Annotated in this window: 16 protein-coding genes; 7 read left to right on the top strand and 9 right to left on the bottom strand. The window is 43.2% G+C overall.

Annotated features, from left to right (window positions below):
- Window positions 1-93: 93 nt before the first annotated feature.
- From BW976_RS19295 to BW976_RS19285, 3 genes are all read right to left on the bottom strand, one after another.
- Complete coding sequence (locus BW976_RS19295; RefSeq protein WP_076375488.1) at window positions 94-1,449, bottom strand: Gfo/Idh/MocA family protein; 1,356 nt, start codon at window positions 1,447-1,449, stop codon at window positions 94-96.
- Window positions 1,450-1,643: 194 nt separating this feature from the next.
- Window positions 1,644-1,988, bottom strand: a complete 345-nt coding sequence (locus tag BW976_RS19290; protein ID WP_076375486.1) for a darcynin family protein — start codon at window positions 1,986-1,988, stop codon at window positions 1,644-1,646.
- A gap of 127 nt (window positions 1,989-2,115) precedes the next feature.
- Window positions 2,116-2,994 (bottom strand): OmpA/MotB family protein, encoded by an 879-nt coding sequence (locus BW976_RS19285; protein ID WP_076375484.1) that lies wholly within the window; start codon window positions 2,992-2,994, stop codon window positions 2,116-2,118.
- A gap of 189 nt (window positions 2,995-3,183) precedes the next feature.
- Between BW976_RS19285 and BW976_RS19280 the strand changes: the two genes are divergently transcribed.
- Window positions 3,184-3,825 carry a DUF1349 domain-containing protein gene (locus BW976_RS19280; RefSeq protein WP_217696281.1) on the top strand — a complete coding sequence of 214 codons (642 nt, stop codon included), beginning with the start codon at window positions 3,184-3,186 and terminating at the stop codon, window positions 3,823-3,825.
- A gap of 331 nt (window positions 3,826-4,156) precedes the next feature.
- Here BW976_RS19280 and BW976_RS19275 read toward each other — a convergent pair whose 3' ends face one another.
- Both BW976_RS19275 and BW976_RS19270 read right to left on the bottom strand, forming a co-directional pair.
- Window positions 4,157-5,044 (bottom strand): DUF3078 domain-containing protein, encoded by an 888-nt coding sequence (locus BW976_RS19275; RefSeq protein WP_076375482.1) that lies wholly within the window; start codon window positions 5,042-5,044, stop codon window positions 4,157-4,159.
- Between the two features lie 808 nt (window positions 5,045-5,852).
- Complete coding sequence (locus BW976_RS19270; protein WP_076375480.1) at window positions 5,853-6,803, bottom strand: NADP-dependent oxidoreductase; 951 nt, start codon at window positions 6,801-6,803, stop codon at window positions 5,853-5,855.
- Between the two features lie 88 nt (window positions 6,804-6,891).
- On the opposite strand from BW976_RS19270, the gene BW976_RS19265 reads away from it, so the two are divergent.
- The 3 genes from BW976_RS19265 to purD all read left to right on the top strand — a co-directional run bounded on the left by BW976_RS19265 (window position 6,892) and on the right by purD (window position 9,930).
- Complete coding sequence (locus tag BW976_RS19265; RefSeq protein ID WP_076375730.1) at window positions 6,892-7,773, top strand: AraC family transcriptional regulator; 882 nt, start codon at window positions 6,892-6,894, stop codon at window positions 7,771-7,773.
- Window positions 7,774-7,932: 159 nt separating this feature from the next.
- Window positions 7,933-8,349: an acyl-CoA thioesterase gene (locus BW976_RS19260; RefSeq protein ID WP_076375478.1), complete on the top strand. Its 417-nt coding sequence runs from the start codon at window positions 7,933-7,935 to the stop codon at window positions 8,347-8,349.
- A 306-nt stretch (window positions 8,350-8,655) separates the two neighbouring features.
- Window positions 8,656-9,930 carry a phosphoribosylamine--glycine ligase gene (purD, locus tag BW976_RS19255; RefSeq protein WP_076375476.1) on the top strand — a complete coding sequence of 425 codons (1,275 nt, stop codon included), beginning with the start codon at window positions 8,656-8,658 and terminating at the stop codon, window positions 9,928-9,930.
- A gap of 139 nt (window positions 9,931-10,069) precedes the next feature.
- Here the strand turns inward: purD and BW976_RS19250 are convergent, their stop codons facing one another.
- The 3 genes from BW976_RS19250 to BW976_RS19240 form a co-directional block, all read right to left on the bottom strand.
- Window positions 10,070-11,215 (bottom strand): TlpA disulfide reductase family protein, encoded by a 1,146-nt coding sequence (locus tag BW976_RS19250; RefSeq protein ID WP_076375474.1) that lies wholly within the window; start codon window positions 11,213-11,215, stop codon window positions 10,070-10,072.
- An 82-nt stretch (window positions 11,216-11,297) separates the two neighbouring features.
- Window positions 11,298-12,470, bottom strand: coding sequence for a TlpA disulfide reductase family protein (locus BW976_RS19245; RefSeq protein WP_076375472.1), 1,173 nt, complete (start codon window positions 12,468-12,470; stop codon window positions 11,298-11,300).
- Between the two features lie 57 nt (window positions 12,471-12,527).
- Entirely contained in the window at window positions 12,528-13,709 is a 1,182-nt protein-coding gene (locus BW976_RS19240) for a formimidoylglutamase (RefSeq protein WP_076375470.1), read from the bottom strand.
- Window positions 13,710-13,954: 245 nt separating this feature from the next.
- Here BW976_RS19240 and BW976_RS19235 point away from each other — a divergent pair, with 245 nt between their 5' ends.
- A complete protein-coding gene (locus BW976_RS19235; protein ID WP_076375468.1) occupies window positions 13,955-14,920 on the top strand; it encodes an NAD-dependent epimerase/dehydratase family protein in 966 nt (321 codons plus the stop codon).
- A gap of 145 nt (window positions 14,921-15,065) precedes the next feature.
- Complete coding sequence (locus BW976_RS19230; RefSeq protein WP_076375466.1) at window positions 15,066-16,355, top strand: HAD-IB family phosphatase; 1,290 nt, start codon at window positions 15,066-15,068, stop codon at window positions 16,353-16,355.
- Between the two features lie 90 nt (window positions 16,356-16,445).
- On the opposite strand, the gene BW976_RS19225 is transcribed toward BW976_RS19230, so the two are convergent.
- Window positions 16,446-16,916: a universal stress protein gene (locus tag BW976_RS19225; RefSeq protein WP_076375464.1), complete on the bottom strand. Its 471-nt coding sequence runs from the start codon at window positions 16,914-16,916 to the stop codon at window positions 16,446-16,448.
- A gap of 255 nt (window positions 16,917-17,171) precedes the next feature.
- On the opposite strand from BW976_RS19225, the gene BW976_RS19220 reads away from it, so the two are divergent.
- On the top strand, window positions 17,172-18,119 hold the full coding sequence (locus tag BW976_RS19220; protein ID WP_076375727.1) for a tryptophan 2,3-dioxygenase family protein: 948 nt from the start codon (window positions 17,172-17,174) through the stop codon (window positions 18,117-18,119).
- Window positions 18,120-18,168: the final 49 nt, after the last annotated feature.

Here is an 18,168-nt window from a genome sequence, read left to right as displayed (position 1 = left end):
GAGGCGCAGGGGTGTGTTTCATCGCTTTCATAAACACACCCCTGCCAATTCACGGCCAACGCGCCCCCTCTCAAGAGGGGAATTATAAAAAAATTAATATTTAAACACTTTACCATTAGCCATTACTTCCTGCGTAGCCTCATCAAAGGTGGCTTTGTAGCCGGTATGTACGGCGGCATTGGTCATGATATTGGCTATGGAATGGCTGTAACCTGCTTCAACCGGGGCATGTGGTTCTTTACGACTGCGTACGCATTCCATCCAGTTACGAACATGGTTTGAAGTGAGCACGTCGCCGCCGGTGTTGGCAGATGCTATTACTTTTTCGGTATTGGCCAGATTGATCTCGGGCAGCAAGTTGGCTTGCATGTGCATGGCATCGGCCATTTTTTGTGTTAAACCGCCCTCGGGCGAAACTTTATTGGTGTTCAGATTGAGTTCGCCACCATTGGAGTAATAGATCTCGGCCGGGTGCTCATCGCCATTGTGCATGCGCGAGCCAAAAGTTACCTGGAAACCTGTTGATGGATCATCCAGCGGACCATAATCAAACGCGGCCAAAATGGTATCCCAGTTTCTGCGGCCGTCTTTCCATACATATATGCCGCCGTTGGCTACCACGCTGCGCGGATGTTTCAATCCGGTAAACCAGTGCACCGTATCAATCTGGTGACTCATCCATTGGCCGGCCAAACCAGAGGAGAATGGCCAGAACAAGCGAAACTCCAAATATTTACGCGGATCAAAGGCCTCATAAGGGCGGTTCATGATAAATCGTTTCCAATCGGTATCTTCTTCTTTAAGCAAACCCAGCAACTCCGGCCTGCGCCATCTGCCCGGCTGGTTCACGTTCCAGGTAAGCTCTACCATGGTAATGGGGCCAAACTTACCCGAGCGTATAAAATCATTTGCCGCATGATAATTGGCACCACTGCGGCGCTGCGAACCTATCTGTACAATTTTACCCGATTCTTTTACTGCTTTGAGCGCAGCGCGGTTATCTTCCATGGTTTCGGCAAAAGGCTTTTCTACATAGGCATCGCAACCGGCCTTTACCGCCTCGATGGTATGACGTGCATGCTGAAAGTCGGCAGTGCTGATAAATACCGCGTCGACCGTTTTGCTGTCATACATTTCCTCGTTATTGCGGTAGGCTTTTACGTCATGCTGCATCTTCTCTTTCCAAATAGCCGAACCCTCCTCACGCCGCCGTTTCCAAATGTCAGATACCCCAACCACCTCAAAATTGAGCTCCTTGTAATGGTTCATAAAGCTGGGGATGTGTGAACTGCGGTGCCGGTCTGAAAAGCCTACTACACCAACCCGCACGCGATCGTTAGCACCGATGATGCGTTTATAGCTTTTGGCGCTCCAGCTGTTTTGAGCAAGCATTACACCGGCACCCGCCAGCGCGGCCTGCCTGATAAAAGTACGGCGTGATTTTTCCATGAAGAATAGGTAAATTGGTTGTTAAATGACTAGTCCGTTCGACCAGCATAACCAAATATCGAAGAATTAGCTCGAAAAGCCAACAGTTTTAACTGTTAATGCCACAATAATATACGGAAACGATTGCGTAACAAACTTTTTATAAAAAAGCGACAGACATAGAGAGTCGTCGCTTTTCTATAACTATTAACAACCTAGTTTACACCGGTTACATCCTCAATAGCCAATGAACCTCTGAAATTATTAGCCACTCCCACAACCAACTCTTTAACTTCAAAGTACGGGATAGCAAAGGTTTTTGACTCCCGAAGGTAACCCATCAAGTAAGCATGATCTTCGAGGTTATCGGTTTCGACGATTAAGAAGTCGGAAATGTGGGCGTGCGTAAAATCAGCATCATACAGCCTGATGTTACAGGTGGTTTTAAACTTTTTAAAAATGGGCCGCAGTTCGTTTTCAACAAAAGCATCGCGCTCGGCACGGGGTAAGGTGAGCCATTGACCGGTGGCATTCACCAATATCAGAATAGTGTATTTCATGTGTTTATGTTTATTTAAAACACAAACTTAATCCTATGCTTTTTTCAAAACATTTACATTTGTTGATAAACAAAAAAGCGGCTGCCATTTTCATGACCGCCGCTTTTTACATCATTACTTATTCTTATTATTTCTGTGGTGCTACCGGCTGTTGCTCGGGCGCTTTGCCTATCAGATCCATAAACTGATCCAATTTTGGCGTGATGATAATTTGTGTACGCCTGTTTTGTGCCTTACCGGTTGGAGAGCTGTTATCAGCAATCGGGTTGTACTCGCCACGACCACCGGCTGTTAAGCGCTTAGGATCAACCTGGTAAGTATTTTGCAAGGCCTGCACCACTGATGATGCACGCAATGCGCTCAGATCCCAGTTATTGCGGATGTTTTTCTGAGAGATAGGTACATTATCGGTATTACCTTCTATCAGCACATCATAATTGCTGTAATCGGTAATAATCTTGGCAATTTTGCTCAGGGTTGTACCCGCTTTATCAGATATTTCATAGCTGCCAGATTTGTACAGCATATTATCAGAAAGCGAAATGTAAACCACACCTTTCAATACCTTCACATCAACATCCTGTGTTTCCTGCGGACTTAATGAACGGGTAAGGTTGTTGGTTAACACCATATTAAGTGAATCGCTTTTGCTTTTCGCATTCACCAATTGTTGTATGTAACGGTTTGAGCTGTTGATCTCGTCAACCAGTTTTGAAATATTTACGCTGCCCTGGTTGCTGGAATTTAAACACTTATCCAACGCATCCTGCAAAGCCTTTACGTTTGATCGTTCAGACTTCAACTGATCTTCCAGACTGCTTACCCGGCCATTGGCCACGGCGAGTGACTGTTCGCTGGTTTGGTATTTAACGCTCAGATCGCGGGTGCTGTTCTGGAGCTGGGTATAGTTGGCATCCAGCTCTTTGTATTTTTTGGTGCTTACGCAACTTTGTCCAAGCACTGCTACTACAAGCAGCGCCAGGATGGATATTCGGTATTTCATCATTTGATTTTTTTTATGCTTAAATATAGTACAATAAAGAATAACTACTCAGAAGCCATATAGTTTTGTTTACACATAAATGGCAACAGCTTGTTAACGCTGTTTCATGCAGGAAAGTACATATATCTGTTACATTGACACAAACTTATTTCCTATCTTGCCGGCACATTTATCTAATTATCTATCTAACAAATGAAAACATCTTTTAACGTCCACAACAAAAAAATTAAACTAACCGCTATGATCTGCCTGTTTGCTCTTACCGGCGCTTTTGCGCAAAGTAACCCCGACATGAAATGGTTTAACAAGCCAACAAAAGCGGCCGAAGGCAATGCCCAAAAGTTCACTTTCACCGTTGACCCGGGTACCGATTACTGGCAGGTTACCCATTATGGCTTTAAGCGCGACAATGGCCCTTTTTACTACCAGGAAATGGCCGGTAACTTTGAAGCCAGCGTAAAGATTACCGGTAGCTATCATGAATTGTTTCACCAAGCTGGCCTGATGGTACGCATCGACGAAAAAAACTGGATCAAAACCGGTATTGAGTATGTTGACGGCGTGCAGAATATAAGCGCTGTGGTAACCCGCGAAGTATCAGACTGGTCGGTAGTGCCGCGCCATGACAGCCCTAAATCGGTATGGTTAAAGTTGCTGCGCAAAGGCGATTATGTAGAGATCAAATACTCTTTTGACGGACAGAAATTTGACATGCTTCGCCTGGCTTATTTCCCGCCCGATGTAAAAGTAGAAATAGGCATGGTAGCCGCTGCTCCAGGCAAATTAAGCTTCCCTGTAACTTTCGAGAATTTTAAAGTTGAGGCTGTAAAGTAAAACCTTTTAATAAAAAAATCCCTTGATTTTTTGTCCCCTCTGAGTCTCCAGAAAGGGACCAGGAGGTTGCATTAGGCCACTTTCAATAGTTTATTCGGCTGAAGCCATTTTTCAATTTTTTCTCTCCCGCCCCATAAATGGGACGGCAATGAATTTTGATTTTATTTAGAACTGAATTTTTTATTCATTGCCGTTTGGCTTTAGCCAACGGTTGATTCAAATTATAAAAAAGGCTTTAGCCTAATTTAACTGAGCTTGGCCATTATACCACAAGAAACCCCTTAACCATCAAATTAAGGGGCTTTTTGCTATATGACGAATATCGGAACTGCTAAAATTTATAAGTTAAACCAGCCCCAAAAATCTGTTTAACCTGCAGGGCTATCTTGGAAGTTTTGTCTGGATTTGGTATTCTGGTTTTACCATCATAAATAAGCTGTGCACCGGCATTAACGGTTACAAACTTGTTTACTTTCATAAACAGGTTAACGGTATAATCGGTATAAATATCGCCGGGTTTGTGCAGGTAGTCTGAGTATAGTTTGAGGATATTTTCCAGGCTGATGTTCTGTACCAGATTAACCTTGTAATAGGCATCCAACGAAGCTCCAAACTGGAACAGGCTTTTATGATCGGGTGTAACACCAAAAGCCCCAACATGAGAAAGTGAATCATTCTGAACGATAATGATACGTGCCGCGGCAGGCGAAATATTGATCCTGAAATTATCAGAACGTTTGTAGGCAAAACCAGGGCCAAAAGTAAGATAAGCCGGAGCCAGGAAATCTGATATCAACGTTCTTGGCGTTGTACTGTAATTATAGCCTTTGGTAAACTGGCTCTGGAAGTTCATATAAAATGTATATAACCAGTATTTGGATGCCTGCCGGCCCAGTAAGCTATTCAGAATAATACGGTCGTCGTTTTTTTGCCAGCCTACATTCTGCTGTTTGCTTAATCCGTATCCCAGGATCACTTTATTATCCCAGCTCCATACATCCTTTTTATAATTAAAATCGTAGTTGAAGATCAGGTTACCGGCAAAGGCATTTACACCACCCGCCGACCAGTTTTTATAAGAACTTTGGCTGATCAGAAAAGTATTTTCGCCGTGTATCTTCCATCTTTTGGCGGTGTCGGGCGTTGGTGTGGTGGGTGTTTGCGCATAGCTGATAGCTGCCATGCATAGTGCGGCTAACAATAGGGAAAGCTTTTTCATAAGGTAAAATGTTTAATGGTTTAAAATATTCATCTGCCATTTATCCTTACGCTCCTAAATAATCCACCCTATAACTGCATTGTCGTTAATGAAATACCTGTATATGAGCTGTTATTTTATCCGTTTTAGGGCCTGATCATAATGGAACCCTGACAGATGCATGACCAAATATCGCAATTTATTATTAGTTATTATTTTTTTGTTATAGTATCAGCTTGAAAATAGCTAATGTTCAATGCCTAACCGGATAAGCAATAATTGTACATTACTCACATTCAGGCAAAAAAACTGGTGGAGATTTCCCCGGCCGGGGGGGCGTTTACTGGCTGTCATGAGTTTTCCCCTTGCTTACTTGATAAAGGAAGATGGAATAAGTAAGCAATATAAAAACCACTGGAAGAATAAGTTTGAAAGGAGTTAAATTATCACAAAAGAGGTATTCACTCCAACATATGAGCATGGTGCTTAAAGCATATACTATAAAGCTTAAAAAATATTTTCTGGACTTTGTCATATACACTATGGCTTTCTGAATCTAATATATCTTTTTTTATAATACCAACAACGTAAAATTCTTGTTGCATCCGGAGGCTATATCCGAAATACAGGGTAATTCCGTACTAACTGTTTTTTGCATGCTTCAATCGCCCACATCCAAAATAGCATATAATAATCTGTTGATTGTTTGCAGACTGAGACATGATCATTTTTGTTTATAAATTATACAGGTATTTTACACCAGGTTATCCACAAAAAACCGGCATTATAAGTCGGCTTTTGCGGATCTTTACCTTAAATACTAATAAGACTACAGCTCTATCACAATCTTACCCCTGGTTTTACCGCCATCTACTTTATCTTGCGCTTTCGGAATATCCTCAAAGCTGTAAACATCAGAAACATATGATTTTAACTCTCCGTTAGCCAGTAGTTTGGCTATCTCTTTCATATCATCCCCATTTGATTCTACGGCTATACGATAAGTAAGCAGCTCTTTAGCTTTGGCCTTTTCGGCAATTTCACTCTCAAAAAAGGCGAGCAAGCTTACCAGGCGACCACCATGTTTCACCGCATTAATTGACCGCAGGATATGATCGCCATAAATAGAATCAAGCACGATATTGGCATCCTTTACCCTATCTTCAAATTTTTCCCGGTTATAGTCAATAAATTCATCGGCGCCCTGGCTCAATATAAAATCCTTACTTGCCGCCGAACCCGTGCCTATTACATAAGCCCCAAAATGTTTGGCTATCTGGATGGCATAGTGCCCCACACCACCCGCTGCCGCGTGGATCAGCACCTTATCGCCGGGTTGTATTTTGGCATAGGTAACCAGTCCCTGCCAGGCCGTTAAAGCGGCCAGTGTAGCAGCAGCAGCCTCACGATAGGATATGTTCGACGGTTTTAGCGCCAGATGATCAGCCGGGGCCGCCACATATTCGGCATAACCTTTGGCATGACCCGGAAATTTAACCATACCAAACACCTCGTCGCCGGTTTCAAAATCAGTTACCTCTGTGCCGGTTTCTACCACCGTGCCGGCAACATCCCAGCCTAGTATCATTTCTTCGCCGGGCTGTGGCATTAGTTTCTTTTTGGTGTAAACCTCATTTTTCCGTACAAAACCATCTACTGGGTTAATGCTTAGGGCTTTTGTTTTTATGAGCACCTCATTGGGCGCAATAACGGGTTTGTTTACCTCTTTTAAAACCAGTTTATCTGTACCACCGTTTTCACTTAATATTATAGCTTTCATATCTTTACTTTTGTATACCCCAAAGATCGGGTTAGACCAAAGGCTAATTCCTGTACATTTTTGGGATAAAAAGGTAGTTTTTAAGGATATGCAGACCCAACACTTATTTACCCCTTTCGAAATCAGACTTCTCCGCTCGGATGAATGCCCGATGCGCACCCATCAGCATACGTTTTTTGAGCTGGTATATATTACGGAAGGTGAGGGAATTCACCATATTAACGGTAACGGCTTCAAATACCAACCCGGCAGCCTCTTTATGCTGGGGCCGTTGATGACACATCATTTTACGGTGGAAAAAACTACTGCTTTTGTATTTGTTTGCTTTAATAATATTTATCTGAAAGGGATAACCACCGGCAACGAAGAGCAGCATAGCGCCGACAACTGGATGCACAAACTGGAATATATTTTTCAGAGTAAACAGGATCAGGGTGAGATCATCAGGAATGAGCGCGACAAACCCCTGGTAGCGGCTATTATAGCTGGAATTGTAACCGAGTACGAGCAGGGCCCGAACATGCAAAAGGAATTGGTGCAGCAATTGATCAATACGCTGATCACAATAGTAGCGCGCAACATTACCATCAAATGTGATGCAAAAACCGGTGGCGATACCATTGCCCTGCAGATCATCAATTACGTGCATTTGAACATTTATGATGCCGAAAAACTAAAGGCCGAAAACATTGCCGAACATTTTAATATCTCCACCAATTACATCAGCGAATATTTTAAAAAACAAACCAGCGAAAACCTGCAGCAATTCATTATCAATTACAAACTGTCATTGGCCGAAACAAGGCTACGCCATAGCAATATGCGCCTGAATGAAATTGCCTATGAATTGGGTTTTAGCGACGAAAGCCATCTCACCAAAACATTTAAAAAATATAAAGGAGAATCACCGGCACAATTCCGGAAAAGTATACGAGGGAATGATCGGCCCATAAAATTTAAAGTAGCTTAAATGTATATCATATTGCAAGCTACTATAGTATTGAAAAATAGGTTTGTTCTATAAGCGCAAGCTCTATAAAGTACAATAATTAAAAAAGTCCCCGCTGTAATATAGCCGGGATTTTTTAGTTTATATATTTGCCGCATTGCCCTATTAAAATACATACTTATGGAATATTCTAAAAATTACGTTGCCAAAGAAGAACACATCGATGTTCAGGAAATTATGGATGGTTTGTATTACCCCTTTTATATGGAGTACTGCAGGCATGATTACATCCGCGAAGTGCTGGGTTTCGACTTTGAGATCGAAGCCAAAAATGGTGTGTACATGGTACTGTCAAACTATAGCATCAGCTTTTTACGTTCGCTGAAAAAGGGCGATAACTTCAGCGTTACCTGCGAGCTTTTTGCCGATAAAGGCGGCGCTCCAAAATTACATTTCAAACAGTCCATCATCCTCAATAACAAGGTGATGACCAAGGCTGTTTTTACAGGCACCTGCGTACCTGCCACCGGCGGCAGGCCTTATTTACCGGCATCTGTTTTGGAAAAAATAAAGGATGCGCCGGTTCTGGAGGTTTAAGCAACATTAGTAAAGATTTGCAAAAGTCTCTGGGTTAACTTCCAGGGGCTTTTGCATTTTACTAAGGCTACAAATAACTAATATGTCATTGCGAGGTACGAAGCAATCTCATAGCTATTCTTACCGATGAAAAACGCGAGGAGATTGCTTCGTCGTTCCTCGCAATCACATATTTTTATAATATTGGCCCTTCTTTTCGCCACAGGCGAAGAGAGGGGTGACAAGCGCAACGATGTCGGGGTGAGTCGATACAGCGTTCTATTCTTACCGTCCCAAACTTAACGCCAAATAACTATCTTTGCCGCCATGAATATCCTGATCCTCGGTTCGGGCGGAAGGGAAAGTGCCTTCGCCTGGAAAATAGCTCAAAGCCCAAAGTGTCAAAACCTTTTTATTGCGCCCGGTAATGCCGGCACCACGCAATATGGAACCAATGTTAACCTCAAGGTTACCGACTTTGAAGGTATCAGGACCTTTGTGCTGGGCAACGCCATCAGCCTGGTATTGGTTGGCCCCGAAGAACCGCTGGTAAAAGGTGTACATGATTTTTTCCTGAACGATGAGCAATTGAAAAATATCCCGGTTGTAGGTCCGCAGCAGGAAGCCGCACAGCTAGAAGGCAGTAAAGATTTTTCCAAACAGTTTATGGAAAAGCATAACATCCCTACGGCGGCCTATAAAACCTTCACCAGGGATACTTTGCAGGAAGGTTTAACTTACCTGACTACTGCAGGCTTACCCGTTGTATTGAAAGCTGATGGGCTGGCAGCCGGAAAAGGCGTATTGATATGTACCACCCTGGAAGAAGCCCAACAGGAGCTTACCGAGATGCTAGCCGAAGCCAAGTTTGGCGAAGCCAGTTCGCGCGTGGTCATAGAGCAATTTTTAACAGGTATTGAGCTTTCGGTTTTTGTAATGACCGATGGTAACAGCTATAAAATATTGCCCGAAGCCAAGGACTACAAACGTATTGGCGAAGGTGATACCGGACTGAATACCGGTGGCATGGGTTCTGTTTCACCGGTACCATTTGCCGATGCTGCCTATTTGAAAAAGGTAGAAGAGAAAGTAATTATCCCTACAGTTGAAGGTTTAAAAAAAGACGGTATCCCGTACAAAGGCTTTATTTTTATAGGTCTGATGAACAGTGATGGCGAGCCGTGGGTTATTGAATACAATTGCCGCATGGGCGACCCGGAAACGGAAAGCGTAATGCGCCGTATTGATTCGGATTTTGTTGATCTGCTGCAAGGTGTTGCCGAAGGTAGCCTGAATGAAAAAGAACTGATCATTAGTCCTAAGACTGCTGCTACCGTTGTAATGGTAGCAGGCGGATATCCTGGCGAATACCTCAAAAACAAGGTAATAACCGGAACAGAGAATATCCATGAATCTATCGTTTTTCATGCCGGCACATCAACAGATGGCGACAATGTGATCACCACAGGCGGTCGTGTTTTAGCAATTACCACTCTACAGGACAATATGTTTAACGCCCTGCAACAAGCCACCGCCGACGCCAGCCGCATTTATTACGACGGCATGTATTTCAGAAGAGATATCGGGTTTGACCTTCTTTAATGGTCATTGGGTCATTTGATGAATCGTCATTGACTCATTGAATAAAATATAAATAAGAAAGGCGTAATAATTATTTATTACGCCTTTCTTATGATCTATCAAGTTAATGACTTAATGACCCAATGCCTTAATGACCTAATTATATCTTCCCAAAAATTTCAGACAGCTTCTTTTCCAGGTCTTCGCCTCTCAGATTTTTGGCGATGATCTTGCCGTTGGGATCCAATAAAAAGTTTTGCGGGATGCCACGTACGGCATATAAAGCGGCGGCCTTGCTGTCCCAGAATTTCAGGTCGGATACATGGTTCCAGGTCAGGCCGTCTTTGTGGATAGCCGCCAGCCATTTGTCTTTAGCATTCGGTCTGTCTAAAGACACGCCCAAAATGGTAAATTTCTGTCCTTTATATTTATTGTAAGCCACCACTACGTTAGGATTTTCCCTGCGGCACGGGCCACACCATGATGCCCAGAAATCAATCAGCACATACTTACCACGGAATGATGAAAGACTGATCTCTTTACCGCTGGTATCTGCCTCAGCAAACTCCGGAGCTGTTGCGCCTAAAGCAACGGCTTTGAGTTTAGGCAAACGCTCGGCGAATTTTTTTCCTGCTTCGGTTTGTTTTACCGCGGGGGTAAAAGCATTGAACAAAGGTTCAATATCTACATAGTCGGCACTGTAGGCATAGCCTTCCAGCGCGTTCAGGCTGATGTATGAATCCGGATTGTCTTTTATAAATTGTTTATCAGCAAGTGTGCTCTTATCGTCAATAGCTTTTTCTTCTGCAGATAGTTGCTTGGCAAACGCAGGATCGGCTTGTTGCTCGGGGGTTGCCGCCTTACGCTTTGCGGCAAGGGCCTCGTAAGCATCATTTATTGGCTTTTGAGCCAGCTTATATTTTTCGTTATCCCTATTGGTTTTGGGGCCATCAACTTTGGCATTGGCCAGCAAGTCTGCTGTTATCACATTAACGGTTCCTGGTTCAATATATATGGAGCGATAATCTTCGGCACTACCAGCACCATTACCTTTATCATTAAACATCAGGTAGGCATTAACCGGATCGGTACCTGTTACACCGCTAAACTGAAACTTACCGCCGGTTAAAGTAACCGAGTCAACAATGGTTTTGCCTTGTTTACGATACTCCAGGTAAACTTTGGCAGGCGCGTTATTGTTTCCTATTTTACCCTGAATAGTATATTTTGCATCCTGTGCAAAAGTTATAGCCGGCATCCCTGCCAATGCCAGTAAAGTTATTTTTTTAAGTACAGATATATTCATACGGCAAAATAGTAATATTTCAATTATATAAATACTTATTAATTAAAATATTACAAATCATACCGGTACCTAATATCCTATGCTATATTTTGCCAAGCAATTCCTGCAATTTAGCATCGAGATCTTCACCACGCAGGTTTTTAGCGATGATTTTTCCGTCCGGACCTATCAGGAAATTTTGCGGGATAGAACTTACCTGGTAAAGCGTAGCGGCTTCATTATTCCAGAATTTAAGGTCGGATACTTGTGTCCATTCCAGTCCGTCGCTTTTAATAGCAGCCAGCCAGGCCGATTTACCTTCCGGTTTATCCAATGACACACCTAATACCGTAAAGTTTTTGGTTTTGTATTTATTATAATTACGTACTACGTTAGGGTTTTCCTGACGACAAGGGCCGCACCAGGAAGCCCAGAAATCAATCAGCACATATTTACCCCTAAATGATGACAACTTAACAGGTGTACCATTCACATCGTTCTGTATAAAATCGGGTGCTATGGCTCCTATAGCGGTTACTTTTAAAGCATCAATCCCGCGTTTCAGGTTTTTACCACTTTCTGAATCTTTTAAGCTTTGAGATAAACCATTAAACAAAGGTTCAATCTCCGTAGGATCTGGCGCAGGACCAGCCACAGAGTTAATAGCCAGCAAGCTCAAATAACTATTTGGGTTGTTGGTGATAAAATTTTTGAGCACCGCCTTTTGTTCGGCCTGGATGTTCTTATAACGAGCCTGCATCCTGCTCTGAAAATCGGGTGCCTTTTGTTGCTCAGGTGTAGCAGCTTTTGCCTCGGCCATTAATGCCTGCGCTTTTTTATTGATTACGGCTAGTTGCCCCGTAAGCCTGCGGTTATCATCATTTAAAACCGAGCCTGAGATCAGCGATTTAGAAAGGGAATCTTTACTATTGATGGCGATAGTCCCTTTTTCCAGAAAAAGGTTCAAATCATCCGCAGTATTTGACGGACCGCCATCGGGATAATTCTGCTGTATATATTTGTTCAGACCAATACCTTTATAATCCAGGGCCAGGGTTGCATTAACCGGATTCAATAGGGTACCTTTAAAGCTAAAACTACCTGCAGTTACGCTTGATGAATCAACCACGTTATTAGAACCCAACTGGTATATGAGGTACACTTTGGCGGGCGCGCCTATAGCGCCTACTTTACCGTTAATAGTAAAAGTGTCAGAAGTTTGGGCAAATGCCATTATGGGCAACATAGCTGCCACAGAAAAAATCAGTTTCTTCATCAGAGTATCAAAACTATAAGCATTCTTAACGCAAGAATGCCGGTTGAATTATAATTATCAGTTTAATTTTTGATAAGTGCGCCACCAAAGATCGGGTAATTCTCCCGAAGCTGCCATTTTATAATCGGCATAGCTGCAGGGCACCAGGTGAAAACGCTCGTTCCGCGACCCGCCTGTGGGGTATGGCACCTGCATCCACCACCTGTCGGATTTTTTGCTTTTCACAAATACCACTTCCTGATCTTCGTGCTTTAAGCTGGTTTTATAGATGAGGTACTGGCTTTTAGGATTAAGCGGAAAATCGCGCTTCCGGTTATAAACTCCCTCAATAAAATACCAGATCATTTGTGCCAGTTGCGTAGCAGTTTGTCCGTTATTATCATATGCCGGATTAAACTCATAAAAACCAATGGAGGTTAACTTATCATTAAAACCTGCATAACGGCAAAGCTGACAGGCCTCCTCGCCGTAAAACCCGTTTGGCGTAGCGTTGGCATTGCCCATGGCATCGGCCGACCGAATAGCCCCTACATCAAAGCTGATCATACTGGCATTACGGATGGCCGGTTCGGTTACGGCCACATTACCGGTAAGCTCACCCAGGCGATGTACATCAAAATAAAGCTTATCCATTACCCGCAGACTCTCCTGGCTTACAAAATAAGTTTGAAAACCCAGGTTGCTGTAATTGAATAGAAAATTGGGCTCATGCAAAAATATTTTGTTAAGATATGAGGTTGAGGTGGTTTCAATACCACTCGAGGTATCGTCCTCATCCAGGTCAAAATGGGAGTCGATCACTACCAGGTCAACCTTTTGTTCCAGGTCTTCATAGCCCAGGTATTGTGCATAAGTTAAATCCTGGCCCCCACCTAATATAATGGGGATGATATCTTTTTTGATGAGCTCGGCCACTACAGTTTTCAACGCGAAATAAGTATCGGTTACCGTAGCACCGGCGCGTATATTGCCCAGATCGGCAATTTTTACGCTGTAGCTGCCCTCATAAAGCTGGTAAAGTTTTTCGCGGATATAATCGGGACCGAGTGCACAGCCTGGATTATCGGTTGCATTACGGTCGTCCATAACACCAATGATAGCCAGGTCGGTTTTTTCTTCCAAATCCGGAAAATCGACAGAATAATGCACAATTTTATCGCCAAGCTGGCTGGTGTAATACCCCTTTTTAGGAGCGATCTTTTTAAGATCAATAGGTGTAAAAAAATCAGCTAAGGACATAATTTTTTAATGTGCAAATATGCAGATGTGCAAATGTGCAGATAGATGTGCAGATGTGCAAATGATGCATGTGCAAATGTGAGGACAATGTATGTACGGATGTGCAAATATGCGGATGTGCAGATGTGAAATTGTATCTGCACATCCAAAATAATCTGCATATTTGCATGTTTAATTTAAAATCCGCACATCCAAAATAATCTGCACATCTGCATATTTGCACATCTGCACATCTATCCGCATATATGATACTGATCACCGGCGCAACAGGTTTTTTAGGAGCTGAACTGGCAAAATTGCTGGTAAATTCGGGCCAGTACATCCGTTGCACCAAAAGGAGTAATTCCAGGATACCTGCTCTGTTAACACTCTATCAAACACAAATAGAATGGGTTGATGCCGATATGCTGGATATATTTGCCCTTTCCGATGCGCTGGAAGGCGTTGCACAGGTTTATCATTGCGCGGCCTGGGTATCCTTAAAACAGGCTGATAAAGATCCCATGATCAATACCAATGTTACGGGTACAGCCAATGTGGTTAACTTATGTATCGAACGCGGTATACGCATGGTTCATGTAAGCTCGATAGCCGCCATTGGTATAGCCAAGCCCGGCGAACTAATCACAGAGAACCACCACCTGGAGCAATCAAGCGAAAACGATGGCTATGCCATATCTAAGCTGGAAAGTGAAATGGAAGTATGGCGGGGCATTGCCGAAGGCCTGGATGCCGTGATTGTTAACCCTTCCCTTATTTTAGGGGCGAGCGCGGGTAGATCCGGTACTGGGGCATTATTCAACACCGTACAAAAGGGTCTTCAATATTATACCGGCGGCAGCGGTGGTTTTGTTGATGTGGAGGATGTGGCCAAATGTATGGTTGCCCTCATGAACAGCGATATTACTGCCGAGCGCTATATCATCAGTGCCGAAAATTATACTTATCAGGCTATGACCACCGAAATTGCCCACAATTTCGGCATAAAAGCACCAGCCAAATTAGCCAAACCCTGGATGATGGGCCTGGCCTGGCGCGGGGCGGCTTTCATCGCTGCTTTAACCGGTGGCTCACCTGCTATTGATAAAACATCTGCCCGTGCAGCTTCAGAGATCCGGAATTTTGATAATTCTAAAATCAAGGAAGCTATCAGTATGGTATTTAAACCGGTAAGTAAAACTATTGCGGAAGTTTGTAAGGCGTTAATCTAAGCCTTCACTTCCCCTGCGCTCGCGATGACGTGATGATTATACCTATCATACTACAACCTTGTAGTAATCAATCATGATAACCCCTATAGATTCTGTATATTATTCCATCTCATCAACAAAAAAATTTCGCACATTTGCACCCAAGATGGAGCAGTACTTTATTATTGATTTCGACAGCACGTTTACACAGGTAGAGGCCCTTGACGAACTGGCCCGCATTTCTCTCAAAAACCACCCTAACCGCGAGGATATTTATAAACAGATAGAAGACCTCACCAATGCTTCGATGGAAGGACGGTTGTCGTTTACCCAAAGTCTGGAAAACCGCGTTAAACTATTAGAAGCCAACCGCGATCATTTAAAGCAACTCATCACCCATCTCAAAAAAAAGGTATCTACCTCTTTTTCGCGCAATATCATATTTTTTAAAAATCACCAGGACGAAGTACTTATTGTATCCGGCGGCTTTAAGGAGTTTATTACACCGGTAGTTACCGAATATCATATCAAAAAAGAAAACATCTACGCCAATACATTCGTGTTTGACGAGGATGGCAAAATCATCGGCTACGACCGTGAAAATCCACTATCGCAGGAAGGCGGTAAGGTAAAACTGCTGAAAGAGCTGCAATTGCCCGGCGATATTTATGGCATTGGCGATGGTTATTCCGATTTCCAGCTGAAGGAATCGGGCATGATCAAAAAATTCTTCGCCTTTACCGAAAACATCGAACGTAAATCAGTAGCCGAAAAAGCCGACCATATCACACCAAGCTTCGACGAGTTTTTATATCTTAACAAGCTGCCACGCGCCATATCGTACCCTAAAAATCGCATTAAATGCCTCATTGTGGGTGATGTGGATGATGACGCACTGGCCCAAATGAAAAAGGAAGGCTATAACCTGCGTCACCGCGAAAGTATTGAAGAAAAATACCTGGAAGAAGCCGGCGTTTTATTTTGCGACGAAGCTAATCAGCCTACGCCCGACCAGGTACAAAATGCGGGCAGATTAAAGGTGATCGGTATTTTTGGTAAATGCAACCGTAAACTGGCCGATGCAGCTACAGAAAGTGGTATCATCATATTTGACGACCCCAAACATAACCCCCACAATAACGATTTTATACCGCGCCGTGTAATGGCTTTTATGAACGAGGGTAAAACACACACCAGCTGCAACTTCCCCGATCTGCAGCCGCCCCGTGTAAGCAATGCCCACCGGTTGATACACATCCACAAAAACATACCGGGCATTCTGGCCAAAATAAACGAAGTATTTGCCCGCCATAACATCAATATAGTAGGTGAATTCCTGGTAACGAATGCCCTGATAGGCTATGTAATTACTGATGTAAATACCGGTTACGATCCGCAGGTACTCAATGAGCTAAAAGCTATTGAACATACCATTAAGTTCAGACTGCTGTATTAATACGTTGTAAGTTATACGTTTGACGTAATACGTTTCTAAAAATTCAAAAATCGTATTACGTCAAACGTACCACGTAAAACCTAAGCAGCCTTACTCCACAAACGGCACCACCAGTACGGGAACCGCGGAATGGCGTACCACATGCTCGGCTACGCTACCGATAAGCAGACGATCAAAGCCCGAACGTTTGTGCGTGCCAATTACAATAATATCAGCATCAAACTCTTTGCAGCAATCAATTATCCCATCGGCTCGGGAGCCATATTGCTTAAATGCTGTTATCTCCAGTCCATCCCCAAATTCTTTGATGGTATTGTTAATGAGTATTTCCGTTTGGTTGGTTTGTACCTCGCTCAACTCTACCTCCTGTATGCCGAAGGCGCTATCCATGGATATCCCGGTTAAATTATCTGCGGGTGTTGAAGGTATGACCATGGGTTCGATGATATGCACCAAACCCACAGCAGCTTTATAATCCCGGGCCATATCAAAGCCATATGCAGCGGCATTGCGCGCATACGCGCTATCGTCAATACCAATAAGTATTTTACTAATCTTCATGAGGTTTATGTTTTTGATCAGAATTTACAGAATTTTTAAATTAACAGAATCATCAAATACAATTCTGGAAATCCTTAAACGGCGTGAGCCTTCTTGAACACCTTTGAAAGCAAACACCCGTGAAAAATCCTGTTAATCCAGATTCAGACAATTGCTATAAAGACATTTATATTGCAAAAATGTTTCTGCTTTTTGCAGATACCTATCTCTTTGCCATATCCGCTTGCCGGTATCTCATTTTTATTACCTTTGATCATGCATTTCCATCCTGAAATTGAAGATCGCCTGGCACGTTTGCAGGAAAAATATGAAGCCATGGGGCAGGACATGACCTCCTACCTTGACGGCCTGCTGCATGCCGATTTTTTAACCTACTGGGATTATATCCACCTGGATACCCTGCTGAGTTTACAGAGCCCTAAAACACCATTCCCCGACGAGGAGATATTTATTATTTATCACCAGATCACCGAATTGTATTTTAAACTGGCCCTGCATGAGTGCCGGCAAATTGCCGAAGCGCAATCCCTTACAGTTGATTTTTTTACCGCGAGGTTAAAACGCATCAACCGGTATTTTGGTGCTCTTACCCAATCATTCGAAATCATGGTTGATGGGATGGAGAAAGAACAATTTCTGAAATTCCGGATGTCATTGCTGCCAGCCAGCGGATTCCAATCAGGCCAGTACCGCATGATCGAAATATACGCTACCGATTTCATCAACCTGGTTGATAAGGATAAACGCCAGGAACTCAGCAAGGCCCCCATCGAAGGCCAGTTTGAATACCTGTATTGGAAATTTGGCGCGACCGAACTATCCACCGGCAAAAAAACACTTACGCTCAAACAGTTCGAGAAAAAATATTCCAAAGCATTTATTGAATTGGGCAAAGCCAGTGTTAACCACAACTTTAATGCCCTGGCACGCCAATTTGAAGCAGCAGGACAATTAACGCCCGAACTTAAACTGGAGCTTAAACAACTGGATGTGAACGTAAATATCAACTGGCCGCTATCGCATTATAAATCGGCAGTAAGGTACCTGAACCGCGAACCTGAAGAAATTAAAGCTACCGGCGGCACCAACTGGCAAAAGTATCTGCCTCCCCGTTTCCAGAAAAGGATATTTTACCCATCACTCTGGACTGCCGACGAAGTTGACAACTGGGGTAAAGCATGGGTGGAGAGCGTATTGGTGTAATATCTTTTAATAACATTGCTTTGTCATTCTAAGGAACGAAGAATCTATT

This window comes from Mucilaginibacter lappiensis (assembly GCF_900155965.1).
GTDB classification, from domain to species: Bacteria; Bacteroidota; Bacteroidia; order Sphingobacteriales; family Sphingobacteriaceae; genus Mucilaginibacter; species Mucilaginibacter lappiensis.
Note: the sequence above shows the minus strand (reverse complement) of the source record. Positions and strands in the feature narration are given on the sequence as shown.